This is a genomic window from Citrobacter sp. RHBSTW-00017 (assembly GCF_013797615.1).
Classification (GTDB): domain Bacteria; phylum Pseudomonadota; class Gammaproteobacteria; order Enterobacterales; family Enterobacteriaceae; genus Citrobacter; species Citrobacter braakii.
In genome coordinates this window covers 629,162-645,238 of sequence record NZ_CP056899.1, presented here as the reverse complement: position 1 = coordinate 645,238, position 16,077 = coordinate 629,162, and the positions used below count along the sequence as shown (strand labels likewise).

At 53.4% G+C, this 16,077-nt stretch carries 19 protein-coding genes; 14 read left to right on the top strand and 5 right to left on the bottom strand.

From position 1 onward, the window contains the following. The first annotated feature begins 69 nt into the window (after positions 1 to 69). Positions 70 to 1,314, top strand: coding sequence for a serine/threonine transporter SstT (sstT, locus tag HV037_RS03125; protein ID WP_103284266.1), 1,245 nt, complete (start codon positions 70 to 72; stop codon positions 1,312 to 1,314). A gap of 14 nt (positions 1,315 to 1,328) precedes the next feature. On the opposite strand, the gene HV037_RS03120 is transcribed toward sstT, so the two are convergent. From HV037_RS03120 to uxaC, 3 genes are all read right to left on the bottom strand, one after another. Continuing rightward, positions 1,329 to 1,883, bottom strand: a complete 555-nt coding sequence (locus HV037_RS03120) for a YgjV family protein (protein WP_103284267.1) — start codon at positions 1,881 to 1,883, stop codon at positions 1,329 to 1,331. A 206-nt stretch (positions 1,884 to 2,089) separates the two neighbouring features. After that, a complete protein-coding gene (locus HV037_RS03115; protein ID WP_016157534.1) occupies positions 2,090 to 3,577 on the bottom strand; it encodes an altronate dehydratase family protein in 1,488 nt (495 codons plus the stop codon). 15 nt (positions 3,578 to 3,592) lie between these two features. After that, a complete protein-coding gene (gene uxaC, locus HV037_RS03110; protein ID WP_103284268.1) occupies positions 3,593 to 5,005 on the bottom strand; it encodes a glucuronate isomerase in 1,413 nt (470 codons plus the stop codon). Positions 5,006 to 5,477: 472 nt separating this feature from the next. On the opposite strand from uxaC, the gene HV037_RS03105 reads away from it, so the two are divergent. The 11 genes from HV037_RS03105 to HV037_RS03055 all read left to right on the top strand — a co-directional run bounded on the left by HV037_RS03105 (position 5,478) and on the right by HV037_RS03055 (position 12,755). After that, entirely contained in the window at positions 5,478 to 6,779 is a 1,302-nt protein-coding gene (locus HV037_RS03105; protein ID WP_016154616.1) for an MFS transporter, read from the top strand. Between the two features lie 134 nt (positions 6,780 to 6,913). Beyond that, positions 6,914 to 7,690 carry a transcriptional regulator ExuR gene (gene exuR, locus HV037_RS03100; protein ID WP_046274732.1) on the top strand — a complete coding sequence of 259 codons (777 nt, stop codon included), beginning with the start codon at positions 6,914 to 6,916 and terminating at the stop codon, positions 7,688 to 7,690. 348 nt (positions 7,691 to 8,038) lie between these two features. Next, complete coding sequence (yqjA, locus tag HV037_RS03095; RefSeq protein ID WP_003024820.1) at positions 8,039 to 8,701, top strand: DedA family general envelope maintenance protein YqjA; 663 nt, start codon at positions 8,039 to 8,041, stop codon at positions 8,699 to 8,701. A gap of 18 nt (positions 8,702 to 8,719) precedes the next feature. Next, positions 8,720 to 9,088 (top strand): EnvZ/OmpR regulon moderator MzrA, encoded by a 369-nt coding sequence (gene mzrA / locus HV037_RS03090; RefSeq protein ID WP_029139667.1) that lies wholly within the window; start codon positions 8,720 to 8,722, stop codon positions 9,086 to 9,088. 147 nt (positions 9,089 to 9,235) lie between these two features. Continuing rightward, a complete protein-coding gene (locus HV037_RS03085; RefSeq protein ID WP_016154619.1) occupies positions 9,236 to 9,604 on the top strand; it encodes a DUF1090 domain-containing protein in 369 nt (122 codons plus the stop codon). Positions 9,605 to 9,637: 33 nt separating this feature from the next. After that, on the top strand, positions 9,638 to 9,943 hold the full coding sequence (locus tag HV037_RS03080) for a YqjD family protein (RefSeq protein ID WP_003024832.1): 306 nt from the start codon (positions 9,638 to 9,640) through the stop codon (positions 9,941 to 9,943). 2 nt (positions 9,944 to 9,945) lie between these two features. Next, a complete protein-coding gene (locus tag HV037_RS03075) occupies positions 9,946 to 10,341 on the top strand; it encodes a phage holin family protein (protein ID WP_016157537.1) in 396 nt (131 codons plus the stop codon). Further along, on the top strand, positions 10,341 to 10,640 hold the full coding sequence (locus HV037_RS03070) for a YqjK-like family protein (RefSeq protein WP_003024845.1): 300 nt from the start codon (positions 10,341 to 10,343) through the stop codon (positions 10,638 to 10,640). The genes HV037_RS03075 and HV037_RS03070 overlap by 1 nt, the downstream gene beginning before the upstream one ends. A 173-nt stretch (positions 10,641 to 10,813) precedes the next feature. Continuing rightward, positions 10,814 to 11,206, top strand: a complete 393-nt coding sequence (locus tag HV037_RS03065; protein ID WP_003024847.1) for a DoxX family protein — start codon at positions 10,814 to 10,816, stop codon at positions 11,204 to 11,206. A gap of 72 nt (positions 11,207 to 11,278) precedes the next feature. Continuing rightward, on the top strand, positions 11,279 to 12,265 hold the full coding sequence (gene yqjG, locus HV037_RS03060) for a glutathionyl-hydroquinone reductase YqjG (RefSeq protein ID WP_016154622.1): 987 nt from the start codon (positions 11,279 to 11,281) through the stop codon (positions 12,263 to 12,265). Positions 12,266 to 12,389: 124 nt separating this feature from the next. Beyond that, on the top strand, positions 12,390 to 12,755 hold the full coding sequence (locus tag HV037_RS03055) for a DUF805 domain-containing protein (protein WP_016154623.1): 366 nt from the start codon (positions 12,390 to 12,392) through the stop codon (positions 12,753 to 12,755). A 64-nt stretch (positions 12,756 to 12,819) separates the two neighbouring features. Here HV037_RS03055 and yhaJ read toward each other — a convergent pair whose 3' ends face one another. Further along, on the bottom strand, positions 12,820 to 13,716 hold the full coding sequence (yhaJ, locus tag HV037_RS03050) for a DNA-binding transcriptional regulator YhaJ (protein WP_016154624.1): 897 nt from the start codon (positions 13,714 to 13,716) through the stop codon (positions 12,820 to 12,822). Between the two features lie 104 nt (positions 13,717 to 13,820). Between yhaJ and HV037_RS03045 the strand changes: the two genes are divergently transcribed. Both HV037_RS03045 and HV037_RS03040 read left to right on the top strand, forming a co-directional pair. Further along, complete coding sequence (locus HV037_RS03045) at positions 13,821 to 14,522, top strand: pirin family protein (RefSeq protein WP_103284269.1); 702 nt, start codon at positions 13,821 to 13,823, stop codon at positions 14,520 to 14,522. Between the two features lie 26 nt (positions 14,523 to 14,548). After that, positions 14,549 to 14,698, top strand: coding sequence for a hypothetical protein (locus tag HV037_RS03040; protein ID WP_016157540.1), 150 nt, complete (start codon positions 14,549 to 14,551; stop codon positions 14,696 to 14,698). Between the two features lie 53 nt (positions 14,699 to 14,751). Here HV037_RS03040 and HV037_RS03035 read toward each other — a convergent pair whose 3' ends face one another. Further along, complete coding sequence (locus HV037_RS03035) at positions 14,752 to 16,062, bottom strand: serine dehydratase subunit alpha family protein (RefSeq protein ID WP_016154627.1); 1,311 nt, start codon at positions 16,060 to 16,062, stop codon at positions 14,752 to 14,754. Between the last annotated feature and the right edge of the window lie 15 nt (positions 16,063 to 16,077).

Genomic DNA, 16,077 nt, shown 5'->3' with positions numbered 1-16,077 from the left:
CCTCATCCTGAAAGATGCGTCTACAGAACGCACAAAGGCAGGGCAACAACACAATGAAAGGATTACTACATGACTACGCAACGTTCATCGGGGCTATTCTCGCGCCTGGCGCAAGGGAGCCTGGTTAAACAAATTTTGATCGGTTTGGTTCTGGGGATTTTACTGGCACTGGTGTCAAAACCTGCGGCAGAAGCCGTTGGTTTGCTGGGTACTCTGTTCGTCGGCGCGTTAAAAGCCGTCGCGCCAATTCTGGTTCTGATGCTGGTAATGGCTTCTATCGCCAACCACCAGCACGGGCAAAAAACCAATATCCGCCCAATCCTGTTCCTCTACCTGCTCGGAACATTTTCCGCAGCGTTAGCGGCCGTTGTCTTCAGCTTCGCCTTCCCATCGACACTGCATCTTTCCAGCAGCGCCAGCGATATCGTACCGCCGTCCGGCATTATTGAAGTGATGCGTGGCCTGCTAATGAGCATGGTTTCTAACCCAATTGATGCACTGCTTAACGCCAACTACATCGGCATCCTGGTTTGGGCCGTCGGTCTGGGCTTTGCGCTGCGTCACGGTAATGAAACGACCAAAAATCTGGTCAACGATATGTCCAACGCTATTACCTTTATGGTGAAGCTGGTGATTCGTTTCGCGCCGATCGGTATCTTCGGCCTGGTCTCCTCCACGCTGGCAACCACTGGTTTCGCCACGCTTTGGGGCTACGCACATCTGCTGACCGTGCTGGTAGGCTGTATGCTGCTGGTAGCGTTAGTGGTCAACCCGCTGCTGGTATTCTGGAAAATTCGCCGCAACCCATATCCGTTAGTGCTGGCCTGTCTGCGTGAAAGCGGCGTGTACGCCTTCTTTACCCGCAGCTCCGCGGCAAACATTCCGGTGAATATGGCGCTGTGTGAGAAGCTGAACCTGGATCGTGATACCTATTCAGTGTCTATCCCGCTGGGAGCCACCATCAATATGGCAGGCGCGGCTATCACCATCACCGTGTTGACGCTGGCGGCGGTCAATACGTTGGGTATTCCGGTCGATTTACCGACGGCGCTGTTACTGAGCGTGGTGGCGTCGCTGTGCGCCTGCGGCGCATCGGGCGTGGCGGGGGGTTCTCTGCTGCTGATCCCACTGGCATGTAATATGTTCGGTATCCCGAATGACATCGCCATGCAGGTCGTTGCCGTTGGCTTTATCATCGGCGTATTGCAGGATTCCTGTGAAACGGCGCTGAACTCTTCTACAGACGTCCTGTTTACCGCTGCGGCCTGCCAGGCTGAAGACGAACGTCTGGCAAATAACGCCCTGCGCGGCTAATCTCTGCCCCTCCGTCACCGGACGGAGGGGTTCTCTTCTTGTACGCTTTTTTCAATTTTGAATGGATCAATTCCGCGTTTTTGCATCCGCCGGAAGCGAATAATGTTCAGGCCGTTCATCACCAGAAAACTACCTTCGATCATCGTCCCACCAATCGATCCCAACCAGAAATTATGGATAACCCAACAGGCGGTTGCGCACCACATTACGCAGCGCACGGTCAGCCCCTGGCAGCGAAACAGCGCCCAGGTGCTGGCCAGCGTGCCAATAATCGGCAACAGCTCCATCGCATGCTGTAATTTCGCCAGCCCGAGAACCAGGGTGAGGATAATAAAAACGGTCATTACCCATAGTTTGCGGGTATGCATCGAGACGAGTGTGCGGATGGTGTTTAGCTCTGCACTCATTCCCGCAGGCCAGGCGCCCATCAGAAAAAAATGCACGCCAATGGTGGCGCTGTAGATGGCAAGTTGCAGCCGGAACCGGCGCTCATCTCGATTGAAAAAGGTGGTAATGCCGATCAAAAAGGCGATGACACCTACGCCCTGGGCCAGCCAATACGCGGTCATGGGAGATCCTTGTGAGGAAACGCAAAAGCAAACGGCGCTCCATATTATGAAACGCCGTTTTTAAAATCCACTCCATTTCGATTACCCAATAGATTTCGTGCTACCGCAAGGCGGTAAGTTCAGACATCCCCGGGAGCTTACTGGAGTAAGTGACCGGGGTGAATGGACGCAGCCAACGCGGCTGTCACGCGAAAGATGAAGGGTAATTACAATGTTACGCCGCTTTTAAAGATAGCCAGTTCCCGGAAATCGTTGCGCTCGTTGCAGGTTTGCTTGCCATTGGCGAACTCAACGATCGTATCGACAAACTCGCTCAGCAGCTGAGGCATCGCTTTACCGTGGATCAGCTGTCCAGCGTCAAAATCGATCCAGTGTTTTTTCTTGGCCGCCAGCTCGCTGTTGGTCGCAATTTTCACCGTCGGCACAAAACCGCCGTACGGCGTACCGCGGCCGGTGCTGAACAGCACCATATGACAGCCCGCGCCCGCGAGGGCACTGGTAGCAACCGCATCGTTACCCGGCGCGCTCAGTAAGTTCAGGCCGTGTGTCTTCAGGCGTTCGCCGTAGCGCAGTACATCCACCACCTGGCTGGAGCCCGCTTTTTGCGTGCAGCCCAGAGATTTGTCTTCCAGCGTGGTGATCCCGCCCGCTTTGTTGCCCGGCGATGGATTCTCGTAAATCGGCTGGTCGTGAGCAATGAAGTACTGCTTAAAGTCATTGACCATGGTCACCAGCTTGCCGAAGGTTTCTTCGTCACGGCAGTGGTCCATCAGCAGCTGCTCGGCACCGAACATTTCCGGTACTTCAGTCAGCACGGTGGTGCCGCCGTTGGCAATCACGTAGTCGGAAAAACGCCCCAGCATCGGGTTGGCGGTAATACCGGACAGGCCGTCAGAGCCGCCGCATTCCAGACCAAACTTCAGCTCGCCCAGCTTACCCGGCTCACGCTTATCGTTACGCATCACGTTGTACAACTGATGGAGATGTTCAATCCCCGCTTCCACTTCGTCTTCCTGATGTTGGCAGACCATAAAGTGAACACGCTCAGGATCGTACTCGCCTAAAGTTTCGCGGAAGGCATCAACCTGGTTGTTTTCACAACCCAGGCCGACCACCAGCACCGCACCCGCATTCGGGTGGCGCACCATATTTTGCAGCATGGTACGGGTGTTGATGTGGTCGTCACCCAGTTGCGAACAGCCGTAGGTGTGACTGAAAAGATGCACGCCGTCGATACCCTCGGCGTCGTTGGTCTCTTTCAGAAAGCGGTTCTGCATCTGACGCGCCATAGCGTTGACGCAGCCGACCGTCGGCAGGATCCACAGTTCGTTGCGCACGCCGACCTCGCCGTTGGCGCGACGGTAGATCTGTACATCGCGATCGGCGGGTTGAACAAGCTCTGCCTGAAAATCAGGGTGGTAGCTATACGTGTCCAGGTCGCTCAGATTCGTGCGCGTGTTGTGAGCATGAATATGCTCACCCGCCGCCACGTCCACCAACGTATGACCGATTGGCAAACCGTATTTAATGACGTTTTCGCCTTGCGCAATATCGCATAAAGCGAATTTATGGCCACGAGAAACCGCTTGGCGCAGGATTACCGCTTGCCCATCAACGGTGACTTCGGTTCCTTCAGCCAAATCAGCGAGCGCTACCGCGACGTTATCCAGCGTATGGATCTTGATGTATTGCATACCTTCACCCAGGCCTTAGTTCAGTTCAATGGCGAAATAATCACGCGCATTGTTGAAGCAAATATTTCTGACCATTTCACCCAACAGCTGGATATCTGCCGGCGCTTCACCTGCAGCAACCCAACGGCCAATCATCTGGCACAGGATGCGACGGAAGTATTCATGGCGCGTGTATGACAGGAAGCTACGGCTATCGGTCAGCATGCCGACGAAACGGCTCAGCAGACCGAGCTGGGCCAGCTGCGTCATCTGACGTTCCATACCGTCTTTCTGATCGTTGAACCACCAGCCGGAACCGAACTGCATCTTGCCCGGCATACCTTCGCCCTGGAAGTTGCCGATCATGGTGCCCAGCACTTCGTTATCGCGCGGGTTCAGGCAGTAGAGAATGGTTTTCGGCAGCAGGTTCTGTTCGTTCTGCTTGCTCAGCAGTTTGGACAGCTCTTCGGCCATCGGGCGATCGTTGATGGAGTCGAAGCCGACATCCGCACCCAACAGTTTGAACTGACGCAGGTTGTTATTACGCAGCGCGCCGATGTGGTACTGCTGTACCCATTCACGACGCGCGTATTCCGCACCGAGGAACACCAGCACCGCGGTTTTAAACTGGGCAACTTCATGCTCGCTCAGCGTTTCACCCGCCAGGCGGCGTGCCAGAATGCTATCCAGTTCAGATTCGTTAGATTCAGCAAACAGCACCACGTCCAGCGCGTGGTCAGAGACTTTACAGCCGTGAGCCGCAAAGTGATCCAGACGTTTGGTCAGCGCAGCTTGCAGGTCGCTGAAGCGGCGGATATCCGTGTCAGACACCTCACCGAGCTTCGCCATATAGTCATTAAAGGTCGCCAGCTCAATGTTAAAGGCTTTATCCGGACGCCAGCTCGGCAGCACTTTCACATCAAAGCTTGCGTCTTTAGCAACGGCCGCGTGATGCTCCAGAGAGTCGATCGGGTCATCGGTGGTACCGACCATTTTCACGTTCATCTGCTGCATGATGCCGCGTGCGGAGAATTTGTCCTGCGCCAGCAGTTCATTGCACTGGTTCCAGATTTCGTCAGCCGTTGCCGGAGACAGCAGCTTACCTGTAATACCAAACGGGCGACGTAATTCGAGGTGGGTCCAATGGTACAGCGGGTTACCGATTGTGTGCGGAACAGTGGCGGCCCAGGCGTCAAACTTCTCGCGATCGGAGGCATCGCCGGTACACAGGCGCTCAGCGACGCCGTTAGTACGCATCGCACGCCACTTGTAGTGGTCACCCTTCAGCCAGATGTCATACAGGTTATTAAAACGGTAGTTTTCCGCGATTTGTTGCGGTGGCAAATGGCAGTGGTAGTCGAAAATTGGCTGGTCTTTGGCGTAATCATGATACAGACGGCGGGCAAATTCGGTGTCCAACAGGAAATCTTCAGTCATAAACGGGGTCATTATCGTCTTCCTCTCAGCGAGTGCGTCAGATTGCTTATGTTTTGATGTTGACAAAGTTATCACACCAATTTCCATACACTGAAGATATTTTCGTGAGTTAGATCAACTAATGGCGACAAAAAAATTACTCTCAAAGAGGTAAACCTCGCGCCAAGCCGCACCAGCACTGGCTTTGCTGAATCGAAATAATGACCACACGAAGATTCACACTTTTGTGATGGCACTCACCTTTTAAAGCTGTATGACAAGTTATCTTTTTGCCGTCGCGATACATAAGCCGACGGAATGCAAATTACCGATGTATCACCATCGGATTAACCGGTACGGAAACCGAATTAGCACAAATATTGACATGGCAGAGTTCGGGGAGTACCGGCTTTTTTTCGGTTACCCCCTCGTAAAAGAACATCCTCCTCCCTGAACTGGAAGATGACCGCTCGTTCGCGGACATAACAAAACGATGAGGTTTTACATGCGTAAAATTAAAGGGTTACGTTGGTACATGATCGCACTGGTGACGCTTGGCACCGTGCTGGGTTATCTGACACGTAACACTGTGGCGGCAGCTGCGCCAACTCTGATGGAAGAGTTACACATCTCCACCCAACAGTATTCCTATATCATCGCAGCGTATTCTGCTGCTTACACCGTAATGCAACCCGTTGCCGGCTATGTGCTCGATGTGCTCGGCACAAAAATTGGTTACGCGATGTTCGCCGTTCTGTGGGCCGTCTTCTGTGGCGCGACCGCACTGGCTGGTAGCTGGGGTGGACTGGCGCTGGCGCGAGGCGCAGTCGGTGCCGCTGAAGCTGCGATGATCCCTGCGGGTCTGAAAGCCAGTTCTGAATGGTTCCCGGCAAAAGAACGTTCAATCGCCGTGGGTTACTTTAACGTCGGTTCCTCTATCGGCGCGATGATTGCTCCGCCGCTGGTCGTCTGGGCTATCGTCATGCACAGCTGGCAGATGGCATTCATTATTTCCGGTGCCCTGAGCTTTATCTGGGCCATGTGCTGGTTGGTATTTTACAAACACCCACGCGACCAGAAAAAACTGTCTGATGAAGAACGTGATTACATTCTGAATGGTCAGGAATCACAGCATAAAAACAGCACCGCCAAGAAAATGTCTCTCGGTCAGATCCTGCGTAACCGCCAGTTCTGGGGCATCGCGCTGCCGCGTTTCCTGGCAGAGCCGGCCTGGGGTACCTTCAACGCCTGGATCCCGCTGTTCATGTTTAAAGTCTACGGCTTTAACCTGAAAGAGATTGCGATGTTTGCCTGGATGCCGATGCTGTTTGCTGACCTGGGTTGTATCGTAGGGGGTTACTTACCGCCGCTGTTCCAGCGCTGGTTCGGCGTTAACCTGATCGTTTCCCGTAAAATGGTCGTCACCATGGGCGCATTGCTGATGATTGGCCCAGGGATGATCGGTCTGTTCACCAGCCCGTACATTGCTATCGCCCTGCTGTGCGTCGGCGGCTTTGCTCACCAGGCGCTGTCCGGTGCGCTGATCACGCTCTCTTCTGACGTATTTGGTCGTAATGAAGTGGCAACCGCGAACGGTCTGACCGGTATGTCCGCATGGCTTGCAAGTACGCTGTTTGCGCTGGTCGTTGGCGCGCTGGCTGACACCATCGGCTTCAGCCCGCTGTTCGCCGTACTGGCGGTATTCGACCTGCTCGGCGCGTTAGTCATCTGGACGGTATTGCAGAACAAATCGGCCAGCGAGGTAGAGTCAGCTTCGCAAACTGGCGATCCCGCTGCGCAAAGTTAACCAGACACGATTTAACAAGGTTATGTAATGCTAAGCCGCCAGTCATCTGGCGGCTTTTTTATCGCCGCGAGTGGAGCCGTAATCGCAAAAGTGGTATAACAAATAGAGTCTGCCGTATCATGCCTGGAGCGCATATGGAAATCACCGAACCACGACGTTTGTACCAACAACTTGCCGCTGATCTGAAAGAACGCATTGAGCAGGGTGTCTACCTGGTGGGTGACAAACTCCCCGCCGAGCGCTTTATCGCCGATGAAAAAAATGTCAGCCGCACCGTGGTTCGTGAAGCGATTATCATGCTCGAGGTTGAGGGCTACGTTGAAGTGCGTAAAGGATCGGGGATCCACGTCATTTCAAACCAACCCAAACACTATGTCGCACCAGATGAAAGTCTGGAGTTCGCCAGCTACGGTCCGTTTGAGCTGCTCCAGGCTCGCCAGCTCATAGAAAGCAACATTGCTGAGTTTGCCGCCACCCAGGTGACCAAACAGGACATCATGAAACTGATGGAAATTCAGGAGAAGTCGCGTAACGAAAAAAGCTTTCGTGACTCCGAGTGGGATCTCCAGTTCCATGTGCAGGTCGCGCTGGCAACACAGAACTCTGCCCTGGCCGCGATTGTTGAAAAAATGTGGACTCAGCGTATTCACAACCCCTACTGGAAGAAGCTGCACGACCACATCGACCTGCGCACGATAGATAACTGGTGCGACGACCATGACCAGATCCTGCGGGCGCTGATTCGCAAAGATCCACACGCCGCCAAACTGGCGATGTGGCAGCATCTTGAGAACACAAAGCAGATGCTGTTTAACGAAACCAGCGATGATTTTGAATTCAACGCAGACCGTTATCTTTTTACCGATAATCCCGTCATTCATCTCGATACGGCAGCTAACGGCGCAAAATAAACAATCTTAACGATGCAGGCGCGACAAAGCGCCTGTTTCTGACGCTTGGTAAGCATTAGGTATAAAGTGTCAGCCTGTGTAAATCCTCTCGCCTCCCTCCATTGCGATAAGCAAAATCACAGGACAACACCCGTAATTTCTATAACGGACTACGTTGACCTTTGTTACAATTAGTTGTTATTTGAATTTTTGTGTTTGAGAGCTTGCTTACTTCACAACTTTACAGGGAATAGTTCAGGCCGTGAATTTGTGTCAGACCGCGATCCATGTAAAAAACACCAATAAAATTGCGGCGTTACAAACTCCAGAATACCGGCATGACGACAACCGATTCTCCAGGAATATTGAATGGAACTACTAACTCAATTACTGAATGCTTTATGGGCTCAGGATTTTGAAACGCTGGCCAATCCCTCCATGATTGGCATGCTCTATTTCGTACTGTTTACCATTTTGTTTCTGGAAAATGGACTGCTGCCAGCAGCCTTTTTACCTGGCGACAGTCTACTGGTACTGGTCGGCGTACTTATCGCTAAAGGCGCGATGGGTTTTCCGCAAACGGTACTGCTGCTCACCACCGCGGCCAGCCTGGGTTGCTGGCTCAGCTATATCCAGGGGAGATGGCTGGGAAATACCCGCACCGTTCAAAACTGGCTGTCTCATCTACCCGCGCACTACCATCAGCGCGCACATCATCTGTTCCATAAGCATGGCTTGTCTGCCCTGCTGGTCGGTCGCTTTATCGCGTTTGTCAGAACATTACTGCCGACCATCGCAGGATTGTCCGGTCTGAACAATGCGCGCTTTCAGTTCTTTAACTGGATGAGCGGACTGCTTTGGGTTCTGATTCTCACAACGCTTGGCTATCTGCTGGGCAAAACGCCAGTGTTTCTCAAATATGAAGATCAGCTGATGTCTTGTCTGATGCTGCTTCCCGTGGTGTTACTGGTGTTTGGTCTGGCAGGTTCACTGGTTGTGCTTTGGAAAAAGAAATACGGGAACCGAGGGTAAATTATGCTGAAATCATGCATAACACTCCGACGACTGGCCTGGACGACTACTTTTATGCTGTTTATCGGCGCGCTGCTCCTGACCTGGTCGGTCATCCGCCAGCAGGAGTCAACGCTTGCCATTCGTGCTGTAAACCAGGGAGCCACCATGCCTGATGGCTTCTCTATCTGGCATCACCTGGACGCCAACGGCATTCGCTTTAAAAGCATTACTCCGCAAAATGACGCGCTGCTGATCACCTTTGATTCCAGCGCGCAAAGCGCAGCCGCAAAGGTCGTGCTGGACCGAACGTTACCGCACGGTTTCGTTATTGCTCAGCAGGATGATGATAATCAGGCGGTACAGTGGTTATCCCGCTTACGTGATACCCCGCACCGTTTTGGTTAATCTCCAGGAATCTGAATTAGATCACTCACTTTGGTGATTTCATCATTTAGCGCCTATGATTAATAAACTGGGTTTATGACCCATTGCTTTATTATTCTGGAGCATCGGCCAAAGCCACAAGGTCGAATCACAATGGAAGGTTCAAGAATGAAATACCGCATCGCTTTAGCAATTAGTCTTTTCGCTCTCAGTGCCGGCAGTTACGCCTCCACCCTCTGTCAGGAAAAAGAACAGGATATTCAGCGGGAGATAAGCTATGCCGAAAAGCACAACAATCAAAACCGCATCAATGGTCTGAACAAAGCGCTGAGTGAAGTTCGGGCAAATTGTACTGACAGCAAACTGCGCGCCGACCATCAGAAAAAAATCGCCGAGCAGAAAAATGAGATAGCCGAGCGTCAACGTGATTTGGCCGAAGCGAAGCAAAAAGGCGATGCGGATAAGATAGCCAAGCGCGAACATAAGCTTGCTGAAGCTCAGCAAGAGCTGAAAGAACTCGAGACACGCGATTACTAAGTACGGTAACTAGCCACTCAACTGGAGAAAACTATGTCGAAAGATAATGCTACGGAAAACCTGCGCGCTGAGCTGAAATCTCTTGCGGATACGCTTGAAGAAGTACTTAGCTCCTCTGGCGATAAGTCGAAGGAAGAGATGAGTAAAATTCGCAGCAAAGCCGAACATGCGTTACGCGAGAGCCGCCATCGTCTGAGCGAAACCAGCGATGTGATTGCCAAACAGACCCGTGAGGCCGCGGCAAAAGCCGATAACTACGTACGCGAAAACCCATGGACAGGCGTCGGCATTGGCGCTGCAGTCGGTGTGGTACTTGGTGTACTGCTGTCGCGCCGTTAATAATGGCAGACTCTCAACACGCACAAGGTCCAGGCAAAGGCGTACTGGGTATTGGACAGCGGATCCTGACGATTCTCGTTGAGATCGTAGAGACGCGGCTGCGGCTGGCCGTCGTTGAGCTGGAAGAGGAAAAAGCCAATCTCATCCAGATCCTGCTGATGCTTGGGCTGACCATGCTGTTCGCGGCGTTTGGTCTGATGAGCCTGATGGTGCTTATCATCTGGGCCATAGACCCGCAGTATCGCCTTAACGCCATGATTGCCACCACCGTTGTGCTGTTGCTTTTAGCGCTTATCGGCGGGCTATGGACGCTGAGTAAAGCGCGTAAAACAACGCTGCTACGCCATACGCGCAATGAACTCGCTAACGACAGGCAGGCCCTGGAGGATGATGCATAATGAGCAGTAAAGTCGAACGTCAACAACGTAAGGCGCAACTGCTTGGACAGATCCAGCAGCAAAGGCTGGATCTGTCTGCCACTCGCCGCGACTGGCTGGAAGCCACCGAAGTTTACGATCGTGGCTGGAAGACGCTGCTGAACCTGCGTGGCTGGGTGTTGGTCGGAAGCAGTATTATGGCGGTTCGCACCATTCGTAACCCGAATCTGCTGGTACGCTGGGCTAAACGCGGCTTCAGCGTGTGGAGCATCTGGCGTCTGGTTAAATCGACCATCAGACAACAGCAACTGCGCGGCTAATCACCTCTCCCCCCCTAACCTCAAATTTTTTGAAAATTTCTGACAGTTTTCCTTGCTAACAATTGTCATTAGCCGCGTTTATGATTCTCTCCATCGACAGCAACGACGCACTCTGCGACGTCGTTGCACAAAAAAACACAATAAGCCGCCTGAGTGGTTTCCTGGAGAGTATGATGAAGAAATTAGAAGATGTTGGTGTACTGGTAGCGCGCATTCTGATGCCAATCCTGTTTATTACCGCAGGTTGGGGAAAAATCACCGGATATGCGGGTACCCAACAGTACATGGAAGCCATGGGCGTCCCAGGATTTATGTTACCGCTGGTTATCCTGCTTGAGTTTGGCGGCGGTCTGGCCATCCTGTTTGGTTTCCTGACCCGTACTACTGCGCTGTTCACCGCGGGCTTCACGCTGCTGACGGCGTTCCTCTTCCACAGCAACTTTGCGGAAGGTGTGAACTCTCTGATGTTTATGAAAAACCTGACCATCGCAGGCGGCTTCCTGCTGCTGGCTATCACCGGTCCGGGCGCATTCAGCATCGACCGTGTACTGAATAAAAAATGGTAAGCGAGCTATACTAAACGCATCAAAAAGCGAGGAGACATCTCCTCGCTTTTGCTATCTGAGGAGGCGAAAATCATGGGACAACTCATTGACGGCGTATGGCATGACACCTGGTATGACACCAAATCAACCGGGGGAAAATTTCAACGCTCTGCATCAGCTTTCCGTAACTGGCTCACCGCGGATGGCGCACCGGGTCCAACGGGCGAAGGGGGTTTCGCCGCCGAAAAAGACCGCTATCATCTCTACGTTTCTCTGGCCTGTCCGTGGGCGCATCGCACGCTGATCTTGCGTAAACTCAAAGGGCTGGAACCGTTTATTTCCGTTTCCGTTGTGCATCCGCTGATGCTGGAAAACGGCTGGACCTTTGACGATAACTTCCCGGCGGCAACCGGCGATACCCTGTATCAGCACGAATTTCTTTATCAACTCTATTTACACGCCGATCCGCACTACAGCGGTCGGGTGACCGTTCCGGTGTTGTGGGACAAAAAGAACCACACCATTGTCAGCAACGAATCTGCAGATATCATCCGTATGTTTAACACTGCGTTTGATGCGCTGGGCGCGAAAGCCGGGGATTACTATCCACCCGCACTGCAAACTAAAATCGACGAGCTCAACGGCTGGATTTATGACAACGTCAATAACGGCGTGTATAAAGCCGGATTTGCCACCAGTCAGGAAGCCTACGACGACGCCGTAGAAAAAGTCTTTCAATCTCTGGCGCGGCTGGAGCAGATCCTTGGGCAACATCGCTACCTGACCGGGGACCAGTTAACAGAGGCCGATATTCGCCTGTGGACCACGCTGGTGCGCTTTGATCCTGTGTATGTGACGCACTTCAAGTGCGACAAACACCGGATTAGCGACTATCTGAACCTGTACGGTTTCCTGCGCGATATCTACCAGATGCCAGGCATTGCGGAGACCGTTAATTTTGATCACATCCGCAATCACTACTTCCGTAGCCACAAAACCATTAACCCGACCGGCATTATTTCTGTCGGACCGTGGCAGGACCTCAACGAACCCCACGGGCGTGATGACCGTTTTGCCTGAATGACACGGGTCCCCTTTGGGGGCCAAATAATTAATACTGCAAATATTTACCAGCATTCCATTCACGGCTATTCTTAATTTGATTGCTTTAAAAACAAGTAATTGAATACAGAACGAGGCAAAAATGGATTGGTATTTAAACGTATTAAAGAACTACTTTGGTTTTGGGGGCCGCGCGCGTCGTAAAGAATACTGGATGTTTGTGCTGGTCAACATCATCTTTACGTTCGTGCTGGGCATTCTGGACAGAATGCTTGGCTGGGAACGCGCCGGAGGCGAAGGCATATTAACGACGATTTATGGGGTTCTGGTTTTTATCCCGTGGTGGGCGGTGCAGTTCCGGCGTTTACATGACACCGACCGCTCGGCCTGGTGGCTACTGGTGCTGCTGATCCCGATCGTAGGCTGGTTGGTAATCATCATTTTCAACTGTCAAAACGGGACTCAGGGGAGCAACCGCTTCGGCGCTGACCCGAAACAACTGTCCTGATGTAATACACCATCTTGTCGGCCGGATAAGGTGCATTTGCACCGCATCCGGCGTAACAGCCCTGCTATTTACCCGCAAACAGCTTGGGAATTTCCCGCAAACACCAGGATTTCGCTTCGCCCATGCTGTCTCGACGCCAGGCCATAATAATATCAATTTCGCTTGTCGATTCCGGGCTAACCACACGCAACCGACCCGCCGCAATGTCCTCTTCCACCAGCGGGTATGGCATCGTCGCCACGCCAAGGCCGGCCAACAGCGCCTGGCGTTTATCTTCTATCGAACTCACCGTCAGACGCGGCTGTTTATCCAGCAGTTGAACCGTCAGCACCGGGCGTTCGCGGGCCGTGTCCGCCACCGCGATTCCGCGGTACTTCACGCGGGTGACTTCCGATAACGGTTCCGGCTCCTGATGAATTGGATGATCCGGGGCCGCCACATATACGTTCATCAGCGAGTACAGCTTGCGCGAGTTGATTTCCGAAGATGAGCGAAAATGCATATCCGGCGCAATCACGATATCCGCCCGCCCCTGCTCCAGACGCTCCCACGCCCCGGCCAGAACTTCGGTAATAACGGAAAGCTGGGTATTGGCCTTCCCGGCAAGCCTGTCGATCAGCGGGAAAAACGCCGCCGTCGGCACCAGCGCTTCGGTGACGATGGTCAGATGCGTTTCCCAACCGCGAGCCAGCGCTTCGGCATCGGTGGTCAGCTTATCCGCAGCTTCCAGCAGTACACGCCCACGTTCCAGCAGCATACGCCCGACGTTGGTGAATTTTGTGCGATGACCTGAACGGTCGAACAGCACGACGTCCAGCTCTTCCTCCAGCTTCTGCATGGTATAGCTGAGCGCGGAAGGAACGCGCCCCAGTTCGTCCGCCGCGGCGGCAAAGCTGCCACGCCGGTCTATTGCGTCCATGACGCGTAACGCCTCAAGCGTTAAAGCCCTTTCTTTGGCCATCTCGTTCTCATTCAGGAAATTTGAACATACCGGGCAGAATATCTGGCTAACAATGCAGCGTCTAGCCATTTAACATAAAAGGAAGTAAAGAGAGGTCAAGAACTATGATTACTACCCGTACAGCCAAACAATGCGGGCAAGCAGACTACGGCTGGCTGCAGGCCCGTTATACCTTCTCCTTTGGACACTATTTTGATCCTAAACTGCTGGGTTATGCCTCGCTGCGTGTTCTGAACCAGGAAGTTCTGGCACCGGGAGCCTCTTTCCAGCCACGTACCTATCCGAAGGTGGATATCGTCAATCTGATCCTCGAAGGGGAAGCGGAGTATCGCGACAGTGAAGGTAACCATATCCAGGCCAAGGCAGGAGAAGTTTTACTGCTCGCCACACAGCCGGGAATTAGCTACAGCGAACACAATATCAGCAAAGATAAACCGTTAACCCGAATGCAGCTCTGGCTGGATGCCTGCCCGCAGCGCGAAAACGCCTGCGTACAGAAAGCCACGCTGAATGCCGGTAAGCATCAGTTGCTCGCCTCGCCGGATGGAGAACAAGGCAGCCTGCATCTGCGTCAACAGGTATGGGTGCACCACGTTGAACTGCAACAAGGTGAATCGCTGAGTTTTCAGTTACATGGGCCGCGGGCTTACTTACAGTCGATCCACGGCAGATTCCATGCGGTGACATCTGGCGCCGAAAAGGAAGCGCTCACCTGCGGCGATGGCGCATTTATTCGTGACGAAACTAACATAACGTTAGTCGCCGATACCGCGCTGCGCGCTTTGCTGATAGATTTGCCCGTATAGTCAGGGAAAACAATGGAGTACGACTATTGAGCAAGAAATCATCAAAAAAACGCCAGCCGCAGGTTGAGCCGAAAAAACAAGATACTGTGACCTTCGGCTATGAAGAAATGCTGACAGAGCTGGAAGCGATTGTGGCGGATGCCGAGTTACGGCTGGAAGACGAAGAAGCCGCCTGAAAAGGCGGCTTAGAGTTATGCCGGGGGCGATTCCGCCTTACCCGGCCTGCAGATTAATGTGCCTTACTGGCCATGATCTCAATGATCTGCTTGTCGGTTTCCTGCATCGAGCGACATGCCAGCGCACACAGGTTCGTGATCGATTGCTCCACGTTATGTGCCACAATCCCTTCATTGCCGGTCACAGCGGTATCATCCAGCGCCATCAGCACCGCTTTCCACGCCGCAGATGCGCTGGTTGAAACTTTCATCGCGCAGCTGTTTGAGGCGCCATCGCAAATCATTCCGCTCACGTCGCCAATCATGCTGCTGATTGCCATCGCGATGGTGTTGTAGCGACCATCAACGATCCACGCCATCCCCGCCGCGGCGCCCATCGCCGCCGTGGTTGCCGCACACAATGCAGACAAACGCGGAAGCTGATGATGGATGTAGATAGCGCTCAGGTGAGACAACATCAGCGCACGCGCCAGTTTCTCTTCATCCGCACCAAAGTGCTCAGCCACCACCATTACCGGAACGGTCGCGGTAATCCCCTGATTACCGGAGCCCGAGTTGCTCATTGCCGGAAGCGTCGCCCCGCCCATTCGCGCATCCGATGCCGCACTGGTGCGGATCAGAATAGAGGTGGAGAGATCGTTCGCCAGCAGGCCACGCGCGCACTGCTTCTCAAGCGTGGTTCCGATGTGCAAGCCCCAGTTACCGCGCAGCCCTTCCTGGGACAGCGCACCGTTCAGTTTCGCCGCATCGAGAATAAAGCGGATTGACTCAAACGGTACCGCGTTCACGAACGCCAGAATCTCTTCCAGCGACGTGTGGGACAATACCGCCAGCGGTGACTCCTGCTCCTCTTCCTGAGCGTTCTGTTCTGTCGTGAACACCACGCCCTTATTGGTCTCAATGTGCACAATGTTGGTATGACCACCAACAATCGTCACGCACGCCCATCCCTCAGCGCTATAAACCTTCGCACGGGAGAAGAGAATGTCCTCGCATGGCTCCTGCAGCATCACCGCGACCTTCCCGGCGGTAAGCATCGCTTTCGCATCGGCAATCGCTTGAGGCGAGGCGTCTTTCAGTACCTCTAAACCGGCGTGGGCATTTCCCCCCAGCGCACCCAGTGCCGCCGCGACAGGCAGCCCAACCATTCCGGTACCCGGCACGGTAACGCCCATGCCGTTTTTCATCAGGTTCGGTGAGACCCACGCATCAATGCGTTCAACCGCGCCGTCCAGCTCAGAGGAGGCGACCGCTGCCGCCAGAGCCAGAGAGATAGGTTCCGTGCAGCCCAGCGCAGGCTTAACTTCTTCCTGCACCGCGCGGATAAAACTATCCCATAATGGATTCAATGTAGTCTCAAACATAACAACAACCTTTGC